This window comes from Embleya sp. AB8 (genome assembly GCF_049739465.1).
Classification (GTDB): Bacteria; Actinomycetota; Actinomycetes; order Streptomycetales; family Streptomycetaceae; genus Embleya.
Genome location: NZ_JBMHHY010000003.1, coordinates 368830 through 386513, shown reverse-complemented (window position 1 = coordinate 386513; position 17684 = coordinate 368830). Strand labels below are relative to the sequence as shown.

Annotated in this window: 19 protein-coding genes; 9 read left to right on the top strand and 10 right to left on the bottom strand. The window is 72.4% G+C overall.

The features are described 5' to 3' along the window. Positions 1–242 precede the first annotated feature (242 nt). From ABIA38_RS06565 to ABIA38_RS06550, 4 genes are all read right to left on the bottom strand, one after another. Positions 243–2762, bottom strand: coding sequence for an ATP-binding SpoIIE family protein phosphatase (locus tag ABIA38_RS06565; protein ID WP_424637476.1), 2520 nt, complete (start codon positions 2760–2762; stop codon positions 243–245). A gap of 183 nt (positions 2763–2945) precedes the next feature. Further along, positions 2946–4535 (bottom strand): ATP-binding protein, encoded by a 1590-nt coding sequence (locus ABIA38_RS06560; protein ID WP_424637475.1) that lies wholly within the window; start codon positions 4533–4535, stop codon positions 2946–2948. 104 nt (positions 4536–4639) lie between these two features. Then, positions 4640–4834: a DUF2304 domain-containing protein gene (locus ABIA38_RS06555; RefSeq protein WP_395865676.1), complete on the bottom strand. Its 195-nt coding sequence runs from the start codon at positions 4832–4834 to the stop codon at positions 4640–4642. Positions 4835–4857: 23 nt separating this feature from the next. Then, positions 4858–5208 (bottom strand): hypothetical protein, encoded by a 351-nt coding sequence (locus ABIA38_RS06550; protein ID WP_424637474.1) that lies wholly within the window; start codon positions 5206–5208, stop codon positions 4858–4860. A gap of 212 nt (positions 5209–5420) precedes the next feature. On the opposite strand from ABIA38_RS06550, the gene ABIA38_RS06545 reads away from it, so the two are divergent. Both ABIA38_RS06545 and ABIA38_RS06540 read left to right on the top strand, forming a co-directional pair. Continuing rightward, positions 5421–5879: a flavodoxin family protein gene (locus tag ABIA38_RS06545; RefSeq protein WP_424637473.1), complete on the top strand. Its 459-nt coding sequence runs from the start codon at positions 5421–5423 to the stop codon at positions 5877–5879. Positions 5880–5939: 60 nt separating this feature from the next. Further along, the gene (locus ABIA38_RS06540) at positions 5940–7244 is read left to right on the top strand and encodes a bifunctional folylpolyglutamate synthase/dihydrofolate synthase (RefSeq protein ID WP_424637472.1); all 1305 of its coding nucleotides are present in this window, start codon (positions 5940–5942) and stop codon (positions 7242–7244) included. Positions 7245–7364: 120 nt separating this feature from the next. Here ABIA38_RS06540 and ABIA38_RS06535 read toward each other — a convergent pair whose 3' ends face one another. Continuing rightward, positions 7365–8687, bottom strand: coding sequence for a hypothetical protein (locus tag ABIA38_RS06535; protein ID WP_424637471.1), 1323 nt, complete (start codon positions 8685–8687; stop codon positions 7365–7367). Positions 8688–8865: 178 nt separating this feature from the next. Beyond that, positions 8866–9369, bottom strand: coding sequence for a GNAT family N-acetyltransferase (locus tag ABIA38_RS06530; protein WP_424637470.1), 504 nt, complete (start codon positions 9367–9369; stop codon positions 8866–8868). Positions 9370–9507: 138 nt separating this feature from the next. On the opposite strand from ABIA38_RS06530, the gene ABIA38_RS06525 reads away from it, so the two are divergent. Continuing rightward, positions 9508–10185 carry an SDR family oxidoreductase gene (locus ABIA38_RS06525; protein ID WP_424637469.1) on the top strand — a complete coding sequence of 226 codons (678 nt, stop codon included), beginning with the start codon at positions 9508–9510 and terminating at the stop codon, positions 10183–10185. Here the strand turns inward: ABIA38_RS06525 and ABIA38_RS06520 are convergent. Continuing rightward, positions 10182–10691 carry an N-acetyltransferase family protein gene (locus tag ABIA38_RS06520; protein WP_424637468.1) on the bottom strand — a complete coding sequence of 170 codons (510 nt, stop codon included), beginning with the start codon at positions 10689–10691 and terminating at the stop codon, positions 10182–10184. The two genes, ABIA38_RS06525 and ABIA38_RS06520, sit on opposite strands and share 4 nt — an antisense overlap. A gap of 115 nt (positions 10692–10806) precedes the next feature. Here ABIA38_RS06520 and ABIA38_RS06515 point away from each other — a divergent pair, with 115 nt between their 5' ends. Beyond that, the gene (locus ABIA38_RS06515; protein ID WP_424637467.1) at positions 10807–11211 is read left to right on the top strand and encodes a PPOX class F420-dependent oxidoreductase; all 405 of its coding nucleotides are present in this window, start codon (positions 10807–10809) and stop codon (positions 11209–11211) included. Between the two features lie 79 nt (positions 11212–11290). Here ABIA38_RS06515 and ABIA38_RS06510 read toward each other — a convergent pair whose 3' ends face one another. Continuing rightward, complete coding sequence (locus tag ABIA38_RS06510; protein ID WP_424637466.1) at positions 11291–11761, bottom strand: GNAT family N-acetyltransferase; 471 nt, start codon at positions 11759–11761, stop codon at positions 11291–11293. A 206-nt stretch (positions 11762–11967) separates the two neighbouring features. Here ABIA38_RS06510 and ABIA38_RS06505 point away from each other — a divergent pair, with 206 nt between their 5' ends. Further along, complete coding sequence (locus ABIA38_RS06505) at positions 11968–12693, top strand: DedA family protein (protein ID WP_424637465.1); 726 nt, start codon at positions 11968–11970, stop codon at positions 12691–12693. Between the two features lie 114 nt (positions 12694–12807). Here ABIA38_RS06505 and ABIA38_RS06500 read toward each other — a convergent pair whose 3' ends face one another. Then, positions 12808–13041 carry a hypothetical protein gene (locus ABIA38_RS06500; protein WP_424637464.1) on the bottom strand — a complete coding sequence of 78 codons (234 nt, stop codon included), beginning with the start codon at positions 13039–13041 and terminating at the stop codon, positions 12808–12810. 198 nt (positions 13042–13239) lie between these two features. Here ABIA38_RS06500 and ABIA38_RS06495 point away from each other — a divergent pair, with 198 nt between their 5' ends. After that, positions 13240–13707, top strand: a complete 468-nt coding sequence (locus ABIA38_RS06495) for a hypothetical protein (RefSeq protein WP_424637463.1) — start codon at positions 13240–13242, stop codon at positions 13705–13707. A gap of 46 nt (positions 13708–13753) precedes the next feature. After that, complete coding sequence (locus ABIA38_RS06490) at positions 13754–14803, top strand: lactonase family protein (protein WP_424637462.1); 1050 nt, start codon at positions 13754–13756, stop codon at positions 14801–14803. A gap of 98 nt (positions 14804–14901) precedes the next feature. Here ABIA38_RS06490 and ABIA38_RS06485 read toward each other — a convergent pair whose 3' ends face one another. Further along, positions 14902–15357, bottom strand: coding sequence for a MarR family winged helix-turn-helix transcriptional regulator (locus ABIA38_RS06485; RefSeq protein WP_424637461.1), 456 nt, complete (start codon positions 15355–15357; stop codon positions 14902–14904). A gap of 130 nt (positions 15358–15487) precedes the next feature. On the opposite strand from ABIA38_RS06485, the gene ABIA38_RS06480 reads away from it, so the two are divergent. Continuing rightward, complete coding sequence (locus ABIA38_RS06480; RefSeq protein ID WP_424637460.1) at positions 15488–16759, top strand: MFS transporter; 1272 nt, start codon at positions 15488–15490, stop codon at positions 16757–16759. A gap of 89 nt (positions 16760–16848) precedes the next feature. Then, a complete protein-coding gene (locus tag ABIA38_RS06475; RefSeq protein ID WP_424637459.1) occupies positions 16849–17682 on the top strand; it encodes an aldo/keto reductase in 834 nt (277 codons plus the stop codon). Positions 17683–17684 lie beyond the last annotated feature (2 nt).

Below are 17684 nucleotides of genomic sequence, written 5' to 3'. Positions count from 1 at the left end.
CGTCCGATTGCTGAACGCGTGACGGGCCCCGAAGATTCCCGGCCGAGGGTCCGGCGGGGACCGCCCGGGGTCCGTGACGGAGGGTAGCTACCCGAAAACGGATGATTCATCACATCGATGCGAGAACATGGCATAAAACTCGGCCGGCCGGCCACGAATTCCGCGCCGACCGGCGGCTCGGGACACCCGCCGCCACGCACAGCGAACGGCGGCGGTGCGCGCGGGCGTGCGCCGGTCGAGTTTCATCGGTCGCGGATCTCCGCCCAGACGATCTTGCCGGTGTCGGTGGGCCGCACTCCCCAGTCGGTGGCCAACCCGGCCACGATGCACAGGCCGCGGTGCCGCTCGTCGTGGCCGAGGGAGGCGATCTCCTTGGGTAACCGGCCGTCGTGGTCGACCACCTCGACGATCAGCCGCCCCGGGTGGTGGCGCAGCCGCAACTCCATCGGCGTGCGCGCGTGTTCGGCCGCGTTGGAGACGAGTTCGGTGACCACCGAGCAGGTGGTGTCGCAGTGTTCGGTCAACTCCCACCGGCCCAGCGTGCCGCGCACGAAGTCACGGGCCTCGCGGGCCGAGCGCGGCGTGGGCGGCAGGTCCAGACACGCGGTGCGCTCGACGCTGTGCCGGGCGCGGACCAGCAGCAGTGCCACGTCGTCGGGTTCCTGGCCGGTGAGCATCGTCTTGGCCAACAGGTCCGCCACGTCGGCCACGGTGTAGGCGCCGCCGGTGGTGCCGTCGATGTGCTCGGTGAGTTCCTGGAGGCGGTCGGTGAGCGAGGCGTCGTGCGATTCGACCAGGCCGTCCGTGTACAGCAGGAGCTGATCGCCGGTGTCGAAGCCGATCACCGCGTCCTCGAAGGTGGTGCCGTCCAGGCCGAGCGGGACGCCCAGATCGTCCTCCAGGAGTTCCACCTTGCCGTCGGCACTGATCAGCGCGGGCGGCAGGTGCCCGGCATTGGACCAGTGGATGGTCGCGTCGCCCGGGTCGTAGACGGCGTAGACGCACGTGATGATCTGGTCCTCGCTGCCGAGCCCGGTGACCAGACGGTTGAGATGGCGCATGACCTGCGCGGGCGGCAGGTCCATCACCGCGTACGCGCGGACCGAGGCGCGCAGTTGGCCCATCACGGCGGCGGCCCGGAGTCCTCGGCCCATCACGTCGCCGACCACGAGCGCGATCCGGCCCGCGGACAGCGGGATCACGTCGAACCAGTCGCCGCCGACCTGCTGGCCCTTGGCGCCGGGCAGGTAGCGGAAGGCGATGTCGAGTTCGTCCAGGTCGGGTGGGACCTGGGGGAGCAGGCTGCGCTGGAGCTCGACGGCGGTGTCGCGGACGCTGCGGAACAGTCGGGCGTTCTCGATCGCGGTGGCGGCCTGGGCGGCGATGCCCAGGGCGAGTTGTTCGTCCCGTTCGGTGAACACGTCGGCCCGGGTGTGGCAGAAGGAGAACGCCCCCAGGTCCTCGCCGGTCGCGGTGGTCACCGGGATGGTCAACAGGCTGCGTACCGGCGGCCGGCCGGCGGCGCTGACCCGGTAGGGCAGCAGGCGGCCGGCGGCCGGGTCCTCGGTGAGGTCGCCGCGGCGCACGGTGACCGGCGGGACGGCGGTGGTCTGCGGCCTGGTCCGGCCGGCCGAGGTGGGCCGGGGGCGCGGGAGGCGGTCGATCAGGGTGGGGTCGGCGCTGGTGACCGCGTAGCGGGTGCCGGCCACGCCGCCGGTGTCGTAGTCGACGTAGCGGAAGATGCCGTGTTCGGCGGCGATCACCGAGGTGGCCGCGTCGGTGGCGGCCTGGACCAGGCGTTCCAGGTTGAGCTCGCGGGTGAGCTTTTGGCCGACGCTGTAGAGGGTTTCGACGATCCGGGTCTCCTGGTCGAGCCGGCGCTGCTTGTGCGCGAGTTGCTCCTGCTGGGAGCGCACCCGATCGCGCGCGTCCTCGGCGACCAGGGCCTGCTGCGCGGTGGTGCCCTCGTGGGCGGCCAGGAGTTGTTCGAGCGCGTCCAGGCGGGCGGCGGCGACGTGCGTGATCGGGGTGTGCCGGCCGGGGCCGCCCGCGAACAGGGGTGCCGTGTCGAGCGGGAGCAGGGCAAGCCGGGTGGAGACCGCGACGGTGCGGAAGAGTTCGGCGATCCGGGCCGGCACGGGCACACGCGTGAACATCACCACGGTGAACAGTTCGCCGTCGGGCAACTTGCCGGCGTAGCCGACCACGGACTTTATGGCGTTGTCCCGGACGAAGGCCTTGTCCGGCACCGCGTCACTGGTCAGCGCGTCGGCGATGTGGTGGATGTCGTGCCGGTCCCACTCGTTGTCGGTGGGCAGCGGGCCGGCCACGATCTCCTCGGCGGTGACCCCGAGTTGGTCCAGCATGGCGCTGATCATCGGTGCCCGGCGGACCGCCTCGGCGCTGGGGAAGGCGACCACCTGGTGGGCGCGCGAGCGGGTGCGGTCGCGCCACTCGGGGCGGTCGCCGGTGGTGGCCAGCAGGGTCAGGCAGCGCAGATCGGGGTGCGGGACCAGGTCGGGCTGCCGGTGCAGGGCACGCTGGGCCAGATCGGCGGTCAGGTTGCGCCAGGGCATGGTCTGGAACAGGCGAACGAGGACGAGTTGGGGCTGCCCGGTGCGCGGGTCGCGGAAGGTGGCGCGCAGGTGCTGCACGATCGCGCGGGCCGCGTCCTCGGTGGTGGCCGATTCGGCGGTGACCCGGCGCAGTTCGGAGCTGCACACCACCATGTCGCTGACGGTGAAGTTGGCGAGGTCGAACACTGGGCGTCCACGTCCTCCGTGGGGGTGCGGGCCACCATCATGGCGCGCGGGTGGGGACGGAGTGGTGCGTTTTGGATATTTGGTGGTGGCGCGGGCACACGCCGAGGCCCTCCGGGCACGGTCGGCTCGGAGGGCCTTCGGGGCGGCCGGCGCGGGCGGCGCGGCGCGGTGCCGGCGGTCGGGTCAGCCGGTGGGTTCGGGTTCGCGTACCGGTTCCTTGGCGAGCGAGATCGTGGCCTCCTCGACGGCGTCGGCCGGGGCGTCGGTGTGCCGCGGCAGCAGTGCGAGCAGGCGCCTGCGTTCGGCCTCGGGGGTGTCCTCCTCGAGCGGGTCCGGGGTGTGCGGGATCTGGATGCGCACGATCGGGCCGTTGCCGATCCGGACGAAGCCGCGCCCCGGTGGCATCGCCTCGCCGCCGGAGCTGCCCGGCGCGGCGCCCAGGACGGTCCGGGTGGTCTCCGGGTCGAGCGGGCCCAGCACGACGCGGGTGTGCGTGTCGGCGATCAGCGCGGGGCGCAGCCGGTCCAGGTGGGTGGGACGGGCGCTGGTGATCACCCCGATGTGGCCGGCCCGGCCCAGGCGCAGCGGCAGGTCGAGCAGTTCCTGGGGGTCGGTGCCGCCCTGGCCGGTGGCGAGGTCGGAGAGCTCGGTGATCTCGTCGAGGATCACCCACAGGGGACGGCGGGCGTTGTCCGGGACCGGTGCGCCGTACTGCTTGGCGTGGGTGACGGCGGCGATCCGGCGTTCGGTCTCGTGCCGCAGCCAGGTCAGCGTCTCCAGCGCACCCTGGTAGCCGGTCTCGATGCGCAGGATGTTGCGTCGGCCGGCCAGGCACGCGTAGTCCCCGGAACCACTCCCGTCGATGACCACGATGTCGCCGTCGCGGGCGGCCTGGAGGGCGATCGTGCGCAGCAGATTGGACTTGCCCGCGCCGGGGGCGGCGACCGCGAGCAGGTGCGGGTCGGTACTGCGGTTTCCGGTCCGCCAGATCACCGGCGGCAGTTCCCGGGTGACGCCGTCGACCCGGATCGGGATGCGCCGGTTGGTGCTGCCGGGGTCGGTGATGCCGAGCAGGATCTCGCACGGCGCGGTGACGAACTGCTGGGCCGGCACGGCGGGCGGCAGCGGGGGCAGTGCGGCGACCACGAGCTGGTTGTGCTCGGTCTCCCAGTCGTAGCGGTATTCGCGACCGGGACCGGCCTTGGCCTGGAGCACACGTTCGATCCGGGCGCGCGCGGCGGGGTCGTCGTCGGTGAAGTAGGGGCTGTAGCCGAGTTCGAGCCGGGTGATCCGGTCGCCGTCGAACTCCCAGTGCCGGAACGCGTTCTGGTAGGCGCCGCCGGGGTGGAACAGCCGGGCCGGGTCGTGGTCGTCGGCGAGGTGGGGCACCAGGCCGTTGTAGACGGCCTGCAGCCTGAGGTCGGTGGGGTCGGGACCGGGGTCGGGCGCGGGCGGCTTGTCCTCGTGGCCGAGCCAGGCGGCCGAGGCCAGCACGGCAAGCAGCGCGAGCAGCGGGGCGTAGGGCAGGAAGTAGAGGGCCAACAAAGCTGCGGCGACGGCGGCGGCACCGGCCTTGCGCTTGTCCGCGGAGGCGTTCTTCCACCACGCGCGGGCCCAGGCGAGCTGTCGGTTCAGGCCGCGGCCGAGGGTGAACACCGGCGAGAAGGTGTCGCGCGTGGTGCGGTGGATGCTCCGGGCGCGCGTGCGGGTGGTGCCGATGCCGTCCTTGGCGCGCTGGGCGATGGCGGCGAGGGATTTGGGGCCGGGGGACATGCGGTCTCCGTGAGGGGGTTGGTACGGGTAGGCGGGAGGCCCCGGTTCGGGCTGCGAGCCGGGGCCTGGAGGTGGGCGTGGAAGGTGGGGGACGCGCTCGGTGCTCAGAAGTTGAGACCGCTGAGCAGGTTGGCGATGCTGTTGCCGCTCGCGGTGATGTGCGGGGCGATCGAGCTGCCTGCCAGGTAGAAGCCGAAGAGTGCGCAGACCAGGGCGTGCGGGATGCGCAACCCGTCCTTGCGGAAGAAGACGTAGGCGATGACGCCGAGCAACAGGACGCCGGAGATGGACAGAACCATGGGTGCTCCTTCGGACGGTGCACTCAGTGCGGGGTGTGCGGGGTGAGGATCCCGGCGCGGCCGAGGCCGTAGAGGATCAGGACGGTGGCGCCGAGGCGCCCGGGGGTGGACAGCGCCCAGAGGGCGGCGTGGAGGGCGATCACCAGGGGGAGCGTGGTGAGCGCGTAGACGATGTGGAAGGTGCGGGACTGCACGGTCGGCGCGTGTCGGGCGGGGGCCAGCGTGCGACGGACGACCGAGACGAGGGACGGCAGCGCGGGGGCGGCGGCGGCCGGGGCGGGCAGGGGTGCGGGGACGTGGTCGGCGTCGGGCGGGCGGGTGGTGGGGGGCTTGGTGCGGGGGTAGGGCAGCAGTCGCATGTGGGTGAGTCGCATGTCCGTGGTTCTCCCCGAGGTGCCGGCCGGTTGGCCTATCGGCGTATTACCTAAAGTGCTCTTATCGTCACAAATGGTGCAACCGAGTCAAAGCATCAAACGGGTGGAATCGCCATCTTTTTCGGGATAGTCCACTCGCGCGGGGGACTCGGCAGGGCCGTCCGCGCGGGCGGGGCGTTTCGGGCGCGGGCCGGTTCTGGCAGCGTGAGGCCATGGCCATCCTGCTCGTCGTGCATCACACGCCCTCGCCCACGCTCGCCGAGATGCTGGAGGCGACCCTCGCCGGCGCCCGGGACCCGGAGATCGAGGGCGTCGAGGTGCGGGTGCGTGCCGCGCTGACCTGCTCGCCGGTGGAGGTGCTGGAGGCGGACGGGTACGTGCTGGGCACGCCGGCGAACCTGGGCTACATGTCCGGCGGCCTGAAGCACTTCTTCGACTCGGCCTACTACCTGTGCCGGGACGAGACCGCGCGGCGCCCGTACGGGCTCTACGTGCACGGGGGCAGCGACACCACCGGCGCGGTGCGCTCGGTCGAGTCGGTGGCGACGGGGATGCAGTGGCGTCGGGTCCGGCCGCCGGTGGCGGTCGCCGGACCGCTCACGCGCGCGGGCCTGGCGGCGTGCACCGAGTTGGGGGCGGTCGTCGCGGCCGAACTGATGACCGGGGAGTAGCGGCGGGCGGGGCGACACAGGGTGGTCGACGGTCGGCGGCCGGTGACAGGATCGGCGGTCATGGACTATCGCGAATGCGTGGAGTTGGTCGGTGAGTTTCACCGGCGGCGGGCCAGTGGGCGGGACTTCCCGGCATTGCTGGCCGAACTGGGTCATCCGGAACGGGCGCTGCGCGGCATGCAGGTGGTGGGGACCAATGGCAAGGGGTCCACGTGCGCGTTCGCCGTCGCCGCGCTGACCGGGATGGGGTTGCGGGTGGGCAGCATGCCCAGTCCGCATCTCCAGGAGCCCCGGGAGCGGATCCGGATCGGTGGGGTGCCGGTGTCGGAGGCGGAGTACGTGGCCGCGTTCGAGGAGGTGGTGCCCGCGATCGGGGCGATCGAGGCGACCGGGGCGACCTTCAACGGGTCGTCGCTGCACGCGGCTGCCGCGGTGGCGCACTTTCGGCGGGCGGGGGTGCGATTGGTGGCGGCGGAGGCCAATATCGGCGGGCGGAACACGGTGGTGCGCTCGCTCGGGCTGGACGTCAAGGTGGTCACCGGGGTCGGCCTGGACCACACCGAGCGGCTGGGCGGCACCGAGGCGGAGATCGCTCGGGCCAAGGTCGGGGCGGCGCGGGACGGCGACCACGTACTGCTCGGCCGGTTGTCGGCGGAGGCCGCAGCGGCGGCGGACGAGGTGTTGGCCGGGCACGCGGGGCTGACCGTGTGGCGGCTGGGGCGCGAGATCCGGGTCGAGCCGACGGACGGCGGTCGGCTGGATGTGCGGACGCCGCTGGGGGTGCATCGGGATCTCGTGTGCGCGCTGCCGGGGGCGCACCAGTACGACAACCTGGCGCTGGCCGTGGCCGGGGTGGACGCGTTGGTCCAGCGGGGGCACGTGCCGGCCTATGCGGACGGGCAGTTGCGGGCGGGGGTGGCGTCGACCCGGTGGCCGGGGCGGCTGGAACTGGTCGCGGGCGCGCGCGTGCGCGATTGGTCGGGGCGGGTGTTGTTGGACGGGGCGACGAACGTACAGGGCTTGGCGACGGTGGTGCCGGAGATCGCCCGGCAGGTGCGGACGGCGGACCGGGTGCCGGCGGTGGTCGTCTTCGGCGTCATGCGGGAGAAGCCCGCGGCGCGGATGTTGGCCGAGCTGCCGAGGGATTGGCCGGTGGTGTCGACCCGGAGCGACTCGGCGGACGCGGCGGATCCGGACCGCCTGTCGGCGCTGCGCACGGGCGGGGCGGCGTATGTCGAGCCGGACGTGGTCTCCGCGCTCGGGCGGGCGGGCGAACTCGCCGGGGTCGGCGGCCTGGTGGTGGTGCTGGGGTCGCACAAACTGGTGGGCGAGGCGCGTACGGCCCTTGGGCTTGCGCCTGAGTGAGGGGACTCTTGCCCACCCGGCCCACCCGGCCCACCCGGCCCACCCGTTACGTCAGCGACGAAGGCTGCGGTTCCGCCGGCGTCGGGGAGGATTTGATCCGGCCCCGCGGCGGCCGGGTGGTCAGTGCGGGCGGGCCCAGTGTGGGGGGTGGGTGCGGGCTGTTTGCAGGGCCTTCGGGGTTGGGCGTTCGACCGTGTCGGGGACCGCTTCCAACGGGATGGACAGGGCTCTCGCCCAGGTGCGGCGCCAGTTCAGCCGGCGCTGGGTGCGGGCCGATTCGCGGCGGGCTCGGGCGGATTCGCGGCGGACCACCTCCTCCTGGGCCAGGGATCGGCTGCGCAGCCACAGGGGGCGGGTGTGCAGGAGTTCTTCCACGTACGCCGTCGTCCATTTGTTGCTGCGGGGGCGCAGCGACACGATCAACTCCACCGGGAGGCCGAAGAGTTCGGCGACCGCGTCGTCGGTCAGGTGGTCGATCACCGCCTCCGCGGCGCGGCAGACCGCCTCGGCGCGGCGTTGTTGGGCGTGCCATTCGCGGTCGAGCCAGCGGGTGACCGCCGCGGTGGCGTGCTCCAGTTCGCGGTCGGCGTGCAGCTCGAGGAGCCAGCGCGGCGGGTCGGCGGCCAGCTCGTCCAGCAGGGCGGCGCTGATGTGGTGGTCGATGGAGGGCACCCGGTGGGCGATGTCCTCGGCGGGCACGCCGAGCGTGGCCCACACCCGGTGCGGCCGGGCCAGGGCACGCAGGGCGGCGATCGCGCGCGGGGTGGCGGCGGCCAGGAGGTCCGCGATTTCGGCTGGTTTGTAGCGGCACTGCTCGGCGATTTCGGCGATGTCGCGTACCCGGGGGTCGGCCATGAAGCGGCGCAGCCGAGCGGGCGCCGTGCCGTGCAGCCGGGCAAGGGCGCAGGCGAACGCGATCACGTCGGCGGGGTCCGCCTGCCGGTCCGGGGCCAGCGTGGCCAGGTAGTGGCGGGCGTTGTGCGCGCGTTCGCGGTTGTGCGCGCGCGTGGCGGCGGCCTTGGTGGCGGCCAGCGAGCGGGCCACCGTACGGGCCGCCTCGCGCAGTTCGCGGTCGGCGACGATGTGCGGGTGCAGGGTGTCCACGTCGGCGGTGCGGTAGTAGCGCACCTCCAGGTCACGGCCGTATCGGGTGACCCGTACCCGGTCCACGACGGGCAGCCCGGCGGCCGGCGCGACCCGGCGAAAGCGCTCCCGGCTGATGCCCAGGCGCTGTGCGGCCTCGGTGGCGGTGAGCGGTTCCTCGCGACTGAGCGCGGTGAGGAAGGGGCCGGGATCGGCGGCGGCGCGGGCGACCGCGTCGGCGTCGAAGGTGCCGTCCTGGTGTTGGGCGAGCAGTCCTGTACGGGCGGCGAGGCGGACCTGCCGGGGGACGAGCCCCAGCGCTTTGCCGACGCGCGCCGCACCGATGCCTCCTCGGGTCACGACCGGCCCCTTCCGTACGGGTGACACCGAACGGGGCGACGATAGAACGGCTGCGGGTCGCGAGGGAGGGCAAAGGGCGAAATCCGCCCGATCGTGCGGAGAAGCGATGTGGCAGGTTACGGCAAATGGGGGACGGTGGGCGACTTCGCCGGGGTTCGGGACGCGTGCGGCGGGTGGGTCACGGTGTGTCGAGGGACAGTTCGAAGCAGTCGAGCGGGGTCGGGCCGTGGTCGTTGCCGTAGGGCGGGATGTCGCGGTAGCCCAGCGCCTTGTACAGGTTGATCGCACCGGTGCGCTGCGGGAGGCAGTCGAGCACGCTGCGGGTGGCGCCGATCGTGCGGGCGTGCGCGTGCAGGCGGGTCATCAACGCGCGGGCGATGCCGTGGCCCCGGGCGTGCGGGAGCACGTACAGCCGCTTGACCTCGACGGTGGACGCGTCGAGCAGGTGTACGCCCACGCCGCCGGCGGGGCGGCCGTCCAGCAGGGCGGTGAAGTAGGCGCCGGGGTGGCCGTAGTAACCGGCCGGGTCCAGGTGGTCGGCGACGGCCCAGGCGGGCAGCAGGTCGGGCGTGGCCCAGCCCGGGTGGCCGGTTTCGTTCGCGGTGGCGTTGAAGTACGCGAAGAGCAGGTCGCGGGTGTGGGTGAGGTCGGTGGTGATCGTCGGGCCCGGTGGGATGGTCATGACACCCGACTGTAGGGGCGGCCGACGCGCGGATCGGGTGCCGGTGACCGGGTCCGGGCGCGCCCGATCAGTGGAACCTGATCGTGTCGCGTGGGCGTGCGGGGATATGTACCGGTTCGTGACTTTACGGTGTAATACATGCGCATTGTCATCGCGGGTGGACACGGAAAGATCGCACTTCGGCTGGAGCGGTTGCTCGCCGAACGCGGACACACGGTGGTCGGGCTCATTCGCAACCCGGACCATGCGAACGAACTGATCGCGGCGGGTGCCGAACCGGTCGTCTGCGACCTGGAGCGGGCCCCGGTCGAGGAGCTCGTCGAGCACCTGACCGGCGCCGACGCGGTGGTGTTCGCGGCCGGCGCGGGGCCGGACAGCACCCGCGAGCGCACCATGACCGTCGACTACGGCGGCGCGGTACTGCTGGCCGACGCGGCCGAGGACGCCGGCGTACGGCGCTATGTGATCGTGTCCTCGATCGGCGCCTCGACCCACCCGCCCGCCGACACCGACCCGGACTTCGCGCTCTACCTCAAGGCCAAGGGCGAGGCCGACGAGGACCTGCGCTCGCGCGGCGCCCTCGACCTGACCATCCTGCGCCCGGGCCGGCTCACCGACGGCCCCGGCACCGGGCTGATCGCGCTCTCCGAGAGCGAGGGCCGGGGCGCGATCCGGCGCGACGACGTGGCCGCGATCCTGGCCGAACTGGTCGCCCGACCCGGCACGATCGGCAAGATCCTGGAGGCGGTCGGCGGCGACGTCCCGGTGGCCGAGGCGGTCGGCTACGCGGCGGCGAAGCCCGGGGTCAAGTCCTAATCGGTCAGGTCGAGCGCCATCAGCACGTCGTCGACATAGCGCCCTCCGAGCAGGAACTCGCCCTCCAGGACCCCCTCGATGCGATACCCGCAGGACACGTACAGGGCTCGGGCGCAGGTGTTGCCGCCGAGCACGCGCAGGGTGATCCGCCGGGCCCCGCGGCGGCGCGCCTCGGCCTCGGCCGCGCGCAGCAACAGCCGGCCGATCCGCCGGCCCTGGTGGTCGGGGTGCACCGCGAGCCCGCTGACCATCTGGACGTGGCCCGACGCCGGGCACAACGTCGAGCGCTCCAGGTGTACGTAGCCGACGACGAGCCCACCCTCGTGCGCGACGAGGGTGTCGCGCACGTGGTCGGCGTCCCGGAAGAACTGTTTGTCCGCCGCCCAACGCGGGGCGGGGGTGACGACGGGCGACCAGGTGAGGTGGTCGATCTCGGCGAGGCCGGCCCCGTCCGCCTCGCCGGCGGGCCGGACCTGGACGTGGGTTTCCTCCGATGTGCGCGACATCGGATCATCGTCCCATCCGAGGTGGCGGCGCAGGCAGGTCCGGGCCGCGGACGATCTTGGCGACCGCTTCGTGTGCGCCGCATCCGCGCCGTGCGAGCGCCCTAGACTCACGCGCATGACTTCACCCCGCCCGCCCGCGGACCTGGATCGACTCGCGGCCGGGAAGTACGTCCTGTTGACCACGTTCCGCCGGGACGGGCGCGCGGTACCCACCCCGGTATGGGTCGTCCGCGACGGCGACGCGCTCGCGCTGTGGACGGTGCGCGACTCCGGCAAGGTCAAACGGATCCGCAACAGCGGCCGGGTCACCGTCGCCGAGTGCGACGCGCGCGGCAACGCCCGAGGCGACGCGGTGCCGGGCCACGCCGAACTCCTGGACGCGGCCGGCACGGAGCACTGCCGCGCCCTGATCCGGCGCAAATTCGGCCTGACCGGGCGGCTGACCCTGCTCGGCAGTCGGCTGCGTCGTGGGGTCGACGGGACGGTGGGCGTCCGAGTCGAGCTCGGCGATCGGGATTGACCCCGGGGACGGCCTCGGGGTTGTCCCCGAGCGCCGACCGGGTCGGCGAGGCTCGTCGGCCGGGGCCGGCCGATCCCGGTCACAGGGCGAGTTTGAATCCCACGTGCGAATCGGTGAAGCCCAGGTTGCGGTAGAAACGATGGGCGCTTTCCCGGGTGGAGTTGGAGGTCAGTTGCACCATCGTCGCGCCCCGTTCGCGGGCCCGGTCGATGGTCCAACGCATCAGCTCCGTGCCCAGGCCGCCGCCGCGCTCGGCACTGTCGATGCGCACCGCCTCGACCAGAGCCCTGGTGGTACCGCGCTGGGACAGGCCGGGGATGATGGTCAACTGAAGCGTGCCGATCACCTTCGCCTCGCCGGTCGCCCGATCCGGCCGGGTCATCACCACGAGCTCCTGGTTCGGGTCGGCCGCCACCCGGTCGAAGGCGGCCAGGTAGGGGGTCAGGTCCTCGATCGAGTCCCGACCCGAGCCCAGGGTGTCGTCCACCAGGAGGCCGACGATGGCGGCGATGTCGTCTCGGCCCGCCGGCCGGATGCGGATGTCGTTCATGGCGTCCAACGTAAAGGCGACCCCTAGGGGCCATCCGTCCGGCCCCCTCCCGGGGGCTCCGGGCGAGGCCGCGGCGGATGACCCGGGCCACGTTCGTACCGCCTGGGGAGTAGACGGGAATTCGGCCGCGCGCAGGATCCGTTGACACCATTGAAGGCGGATGCTTGTCAAGCCACATGGCAAGCGGCCTAACGGGGAGGTTCCACGTGGATGCCGTGCACGAGTGGGTGGACCGGCTGGGTGATCTCCCGCCGCTATACGCCTATGTCGTGATCGCACTGGTCGCCGTCATCGAGACGGGACTGCTCCTGGGCGTCTTCATGCCCGCCGAACCGGTGCTCCTGCTCGGCGGACTGCTCACCTCCACCGGACACCTGGCCCTGGTGCCGGTGCTGATCATCGCGACCTCGGCCGCCGTCGTCGGGGACACCCTCGGCTACCTTTCCGGCAGGCATCGCAGCGAACGGATAAGAACCGGGCGCCTGGGCCGCAAGGTCGGCGAACCCAGATGGGAACGCGCGGAGGAGATGTTCACGCGCGGTCGCGGCGCCGGCGGCGTGACCGTGATGCTGGGTCGCTGGGTCGCCTTCGCCCGCACCCTGCTGCCGCGCCTGGCCGGCGCGGCGGGCATGCCGTATCGGCGGTTCGCGCCGTGGAACGCGGTCGGCGTCCTGGTGTGGGTGCCGGGCTCGATCATGCTGGGCCGGCTCGCGGGCAGCGCCTACCCGTCGGCGGCGAGCGTGCCGGGTTGGATAGGAGCCGCGATCGTGGCGATCGGCGTGGTGGCCGGCATCGTCACCCTCATCCGCCGGCGTCGGCGGCGCCGCGCCGAGGAGGCAAGCTCCGCGGCGTTCGGGGACCCCGCGCCGGCGGGCCCGCAACGCGACCTCGCCGGCGCCACGGCGGCCGTCCGGGAGGACAGCGCCGCCTGAGCCGGCGCCGGGCACGCACCTGACACGTGTCGGCCGGGCGCGACGACGTGTCGAGAGGTAGGGGGCGGGGTCGTGGACCCGGCCCCCTCGGGTGGACCACCCGGAGTGCTTGGCTCAGCCGCGCAGGGCCGCGTCGCCGTGCTTGGCCACGTGCTCGTCGAGCAGACCCAACACCCGGGTGACCTCCTCGTGCGAGCCGCCCCCGCGCTGCTCCTTCCAGTAGGCCGCGCCCAGCTGCTTGAGCAGCGCGCTCGCGTCCCGGCCCACCTGGACCTCCTCGACCTTCTGCTTGCCGGTGTTCATCGTGTCCTCGGCCATCTTCTTGGCCTTGTCGAGGAAGCCGCTCATCGCGCCGTGCTCCGTTCCCAGATCGCCGTCATACCGAGAGATCACTCGATAATCGATCAACGAACGGCGCGCACGCGAAGATCCCGGAGGAATTCGCACCGGTTCGGCCGGTCTTTTCACCCGTTCGGCGCAGTCAGAGCCCGCTCGACCGCCGGCAGCCATCGCTGCGGTGGCGCGCGCGACTGCGGCGCGGTATGGGTGGGCGCCGGCGCGGCCGGGGCCTATGCGCCGGCCCGGGGCCGGCGCATAGGCGGCAGGATTCCGGACAGCGCCGCCGGACCGGGCGACGCAACCGATCCGCCGCCGTACACCCTGGCCGAGGAGGCGGGCGCGGCGCCGACCGACCCGGTGCCCGCGCTGATCGCCGGCCGGCTCGCCGGAATCCGGCAGGTCGTGCTGCGCGACATCGGCCGCCGGAGCGCGGCCGGCGCCGGGGTGGACGCGGCGGCCGCGCATGGCGTCGCCCAACTGGACGCGGTGGAATCGTTGTTGGGCGCCGAGGTGTTGGGCCACGCGGTCCGCGGGGGGATCGACCCGGTCGGCGCCGGGGTGTGCGGGCGGTGCGGTCGGGGAGGAGCATGGCATCGGCCGCGGCGGTGGCCTGGATCCGCGATGATCTGCGTGGGCGGCGCCGTCGGCTCGGCCGATGGATCAGCCGGATCATGAGTCGATCGATCGTCGGCCGGCATCGGCCAGACCACAGGAGAACCGTGTGACCTCACCAAATGCTTCCGACCGACGCGGACCGCTGGTGTACGTGGGTTCGTACACCCCCGACATGGAGGGGCACGGCACCGGCATCACGGTTTGCCGACAGGACCCGGAGAGCGGGCTGTTCGGTACGCCGTCCGCGGCGATCCCGGCGATCTCGCCGTCGTATCTGGCCCGACACCCCTCGGGTCGTTTCCTGTACGCGGTGAGCGAGCGGGGCGGCGAGGGCGCGGTCGGCGCGTACTCGGTGCAGGACGAACGGCTCGTGCCGCTGGGCGAGGTGTCCACGCTCGGCGCGGGGCCGTGCCACCTGGCGGCCGATCCCACCGGGCGGTTCGTGGTGGTGGCCAACTACGGCGGCGGCAGTGTGACCGTGCACCCGATCGCCGACGACGGCACGCTGGGCGAGGCCGCGACACACGTACGGCTGACCGGATCCGGACCGGTGCCCGACCGGCAGGCGTCCGCGCACGCTCATCAGGTGACCTTCGCGGCCGGCGGCGAGTGGCTGGTGGTGTGCGACCTGGGCTCGGACACCGTGTACCACCTGAGCTTCGACGCCGAGGCGGGGACCATCGCCGAGGGGCCGAAGGTGACCCTGCCGGCCGGCACCGGACCGCGACACATCGCCTACGGGCCCAAGGATCTGGCCTGGCTGGCGGGCGAGTTGAACACCACCGTCACCCCGCTGCGGGCCGACCCGGCGACCGGGGCGCTGACCGTCGCGGGCAAGCCGTTCGTACTCTCCGGCGGCGAGGGCGCGCCGTCGGGGATCGTCGCGGCGGCGGACGGGCGCTTCGTCTACGTGGCCAACCGCGGGCCGGACACCGTGTCGGTGCTCGCCGTGGACGGTCCGGAGCTGACCCTGGTCGAGGAGGTGCCGACGGGCGGGGCCTGGCCGCGGGACCTGGCGTTGGTGGGGGACGTGTTGTACGTCGCGAACCAGCGCGGCGACACGATCACCGGCTTTCGCCGTGCGCCGGGAACGGGGCGGCTGACCGCGTTGGGCGTGGCGCTGGCGACGGGGAGCCCGACGAGCATCCTCGCCTAGCGAAGTAGCGGGAAATACCGGGCGGTACCGGTGATCCGGGCGCCGGACAGGCCGTGGTGCCCGTCCGGCGTTCGCCGTTCGCGCGGGCCCGTGCGGATCTACCGCGCCGGCGACTTCACCGACTTCACGGCCAGCACCAGCGGCGCCAGTTCGGGGTACTGCTCGGCGTCGGCGAGGGACTCGCGCAGGGCCCGGTCGTGGGTGGGGCGCGCGGCGGTCAGGAGCGTGCAGCCCGCCGAGGTGACCTCGGTGTAGATGCCCCGACGGTCGGTGTCGCACAGGTAGCGCGAGAGCAGGCCGCGCTCCTCCAGGCGGGTGACCAGGCGCGTGGTCGCGCTCTGGCTCAGTACCACCGCCTCGGAGAGTTCGTTCATCCGCAGGTGGTAGCCGTCCTGCCGATCGAGCACATCCAGGACCGCGAACTCGCGCACGCTCAGGTCGTGTTCGCTCTGGAGCGCGCGTTCGATGTGCGCCTCGAGCCGATTGTGCAGCGCCGCCAGGGCGCACCAGCCCTGTGCGAGGGCCGGTTCGATGGCCTGCCTCTGTTGTCCCATGCGGCCAGGATACCCCCGAACCGCGATAGCCCGCGTTTGCATTGATCAGCGTCTGCAAATATTGTCGACGCCTGTTGGTCGTTCGTGCAATCTCCGTGCTCTGTTGAAACTCATCCGAAAGGGGGACCTCGTGCCTCTCGCCCTGCTGGCCCTCGCCATCGGCGCCTTCGGTATCGGGACCACCGAGTTCGTCATCCTCGGCCTGCTGCCCGAGGTCGCCGACACCTTCGAGGTCTCGATCACCACCGCCGGACTCCTGGTCAGCGGATATGCGATCGGCGTGTTGGTCGGTGCCCCGCTGCTGACCGTCCTGGGCACCAAGATCTCCCGCAAGCGGATGTTGATCCTGCTGATGGGGCTGTTCGTGCTCGGCAACGTGCTGACCGCGCTGGCCCCCGCGTTCGGCGTGATCATGCTCGGGCGGGTGGTCGCGTCCTTCACCCACGGCGCGTTCTTCGGGATCGGCTCGGTGGTCGCCGCCGACCTGGTCGCGCCGGAGAAGAAGGCGGCGGCGCTGTCCACGATCTTCGTCGGGCTGACCCTGGCCAACGTGGTGGGCGTGCCGCTGGGCACGCTGCTCGGCCAGTCGGTGAGCTGGCGGCTGACCTTCCTCCTGGTGGCCGCGCTGGGCGTGATCGGCGCGGTGGGCATCGCCCGGCTGGTGCCCGAGCAGCCCAAACCCGAGGGCGTGCACCTACGGCACGAACTCGCGGTGTTCGGCAACGTTCAGGTGCTGCTCGCGATGGGCATGACGGTGCTCGGCTTCGGTGGCGTGTTCGCGGCGCTCACCTACGTCAAGCCGATGATGACCGACGTCGCGGGCTACTCCGAGGGCTCGGTGACCTGGCTGCTCGTGGCGTTCGGCCTGGGCATGATGACCGGGAACAGTGCCGGCGGCCGATTGGCCGACCGCTTCCCGATGTACCTGCTGTTCGGCTCACTGCTCGCGCTCGCCGGTGTATTGGCGCTGTTCACCGTGACCGCGCACGACAAGACCGGTTCGGTGATCACCCTGTTCCTGATCGGGGCGCTCGGCTTCGCCACCGTGCCGCCGCTGCAGAAGCGGGTGTTGGACCACGCGGCCGAGGCGCCCACCCTGGCGGCGGCGGTCAACATCGGCGCGTTCAACCTCGGCAACGCGATCGCGGCCTGGCTGGGCGGACTGGTGATCGACGCGGGTCACGGCTACGAGTCGGCGAACTGGGTCGGCGCCGGGCTGGCCCTGGGCGCGCTGGCCCTGGCACTGGTGTCGCACGGCCTGGAACGACGTGCGTCGACCCGGTCGCGGGTGGTCGCGCGGCACACCCCGGGTGTGGGCGACGCCGCCGGCGGGCAGAGCGGGCAGGGTGACTCCGGCACACCGGACCGAGCGGCCGAGCCGTCCACCCGACTCTCCGGTTGAGTCGGGGTCCCGCGACTCCCGCTCGGCGATCCGTGTGCCCGCGCACCGCTTTGCCCCGCTCGCCCTCCGCAACGAAGGACATCCGTCTGATGAGTGCCACCCCGGTACCCGACATCACCCTGAACAACGGCGTCACCATCCCGCAGCTCGGCTTCGGGGTCTTCCAGGTCGAGAACGACGCGGCCACCGCGGCCGTGGCCACCGCCCTGGAGACGGGCTACCGCAACATCGACACCGCGGCCGCCTACGCCAACGAGGCCGGCGTCGGCCGGGCCCTGGCCGGCTCGGGTCTACCGCGCGCGGAACTCTTCGTGACCACCAAACTCTGGAACACCGCACAGGGCTACGACGCGACCCTGGCCGCGTTCGACGAGAGTGTGGCCAAGCTCGGCCTGGACTACCTGGACCTCTACCTGATCCACTGGCCGACCCCCAACCGGGACCGCTACCTGGACACCTGGCGGGCGTTCGAGAAGTTGCTCGCGGACGGCCGGGTACGGGCGATCGGGGTGTCCAACTTCCAGCCCGACCACCTGACCCGACTGCTCGAACACACCGCCGTGGTGCCCGCGGTCAACCAGGTCGAGTTGCACCCCTACCTCCAGCAGGGCCGGGTCCGGGCCTACGACCGGGCGCACTCGATCGCCACCGAGGCCTGGAGCCCGCTGGGCCAGGGCGGGGCACTGCTCGACGACCCGGTGATCACCGACACGGCCCGGGCGCACGGCAAATCGGCCGCCCAGGTGGTGCTGCGCTGGCATCTGCAGCTGGGCAACGTGGTGATCCCCAAATCGGTCACGCCCGCCCGGATCCGGGAGAACTTCGAGGTGTTCGACTTCGAGCTGACCCCGGCCCAACTCGACGCGATCACCCGCCTGGACCGGGGCGGGCGGATCGGCCCGGACCCGGACACCTTCAACTGAGC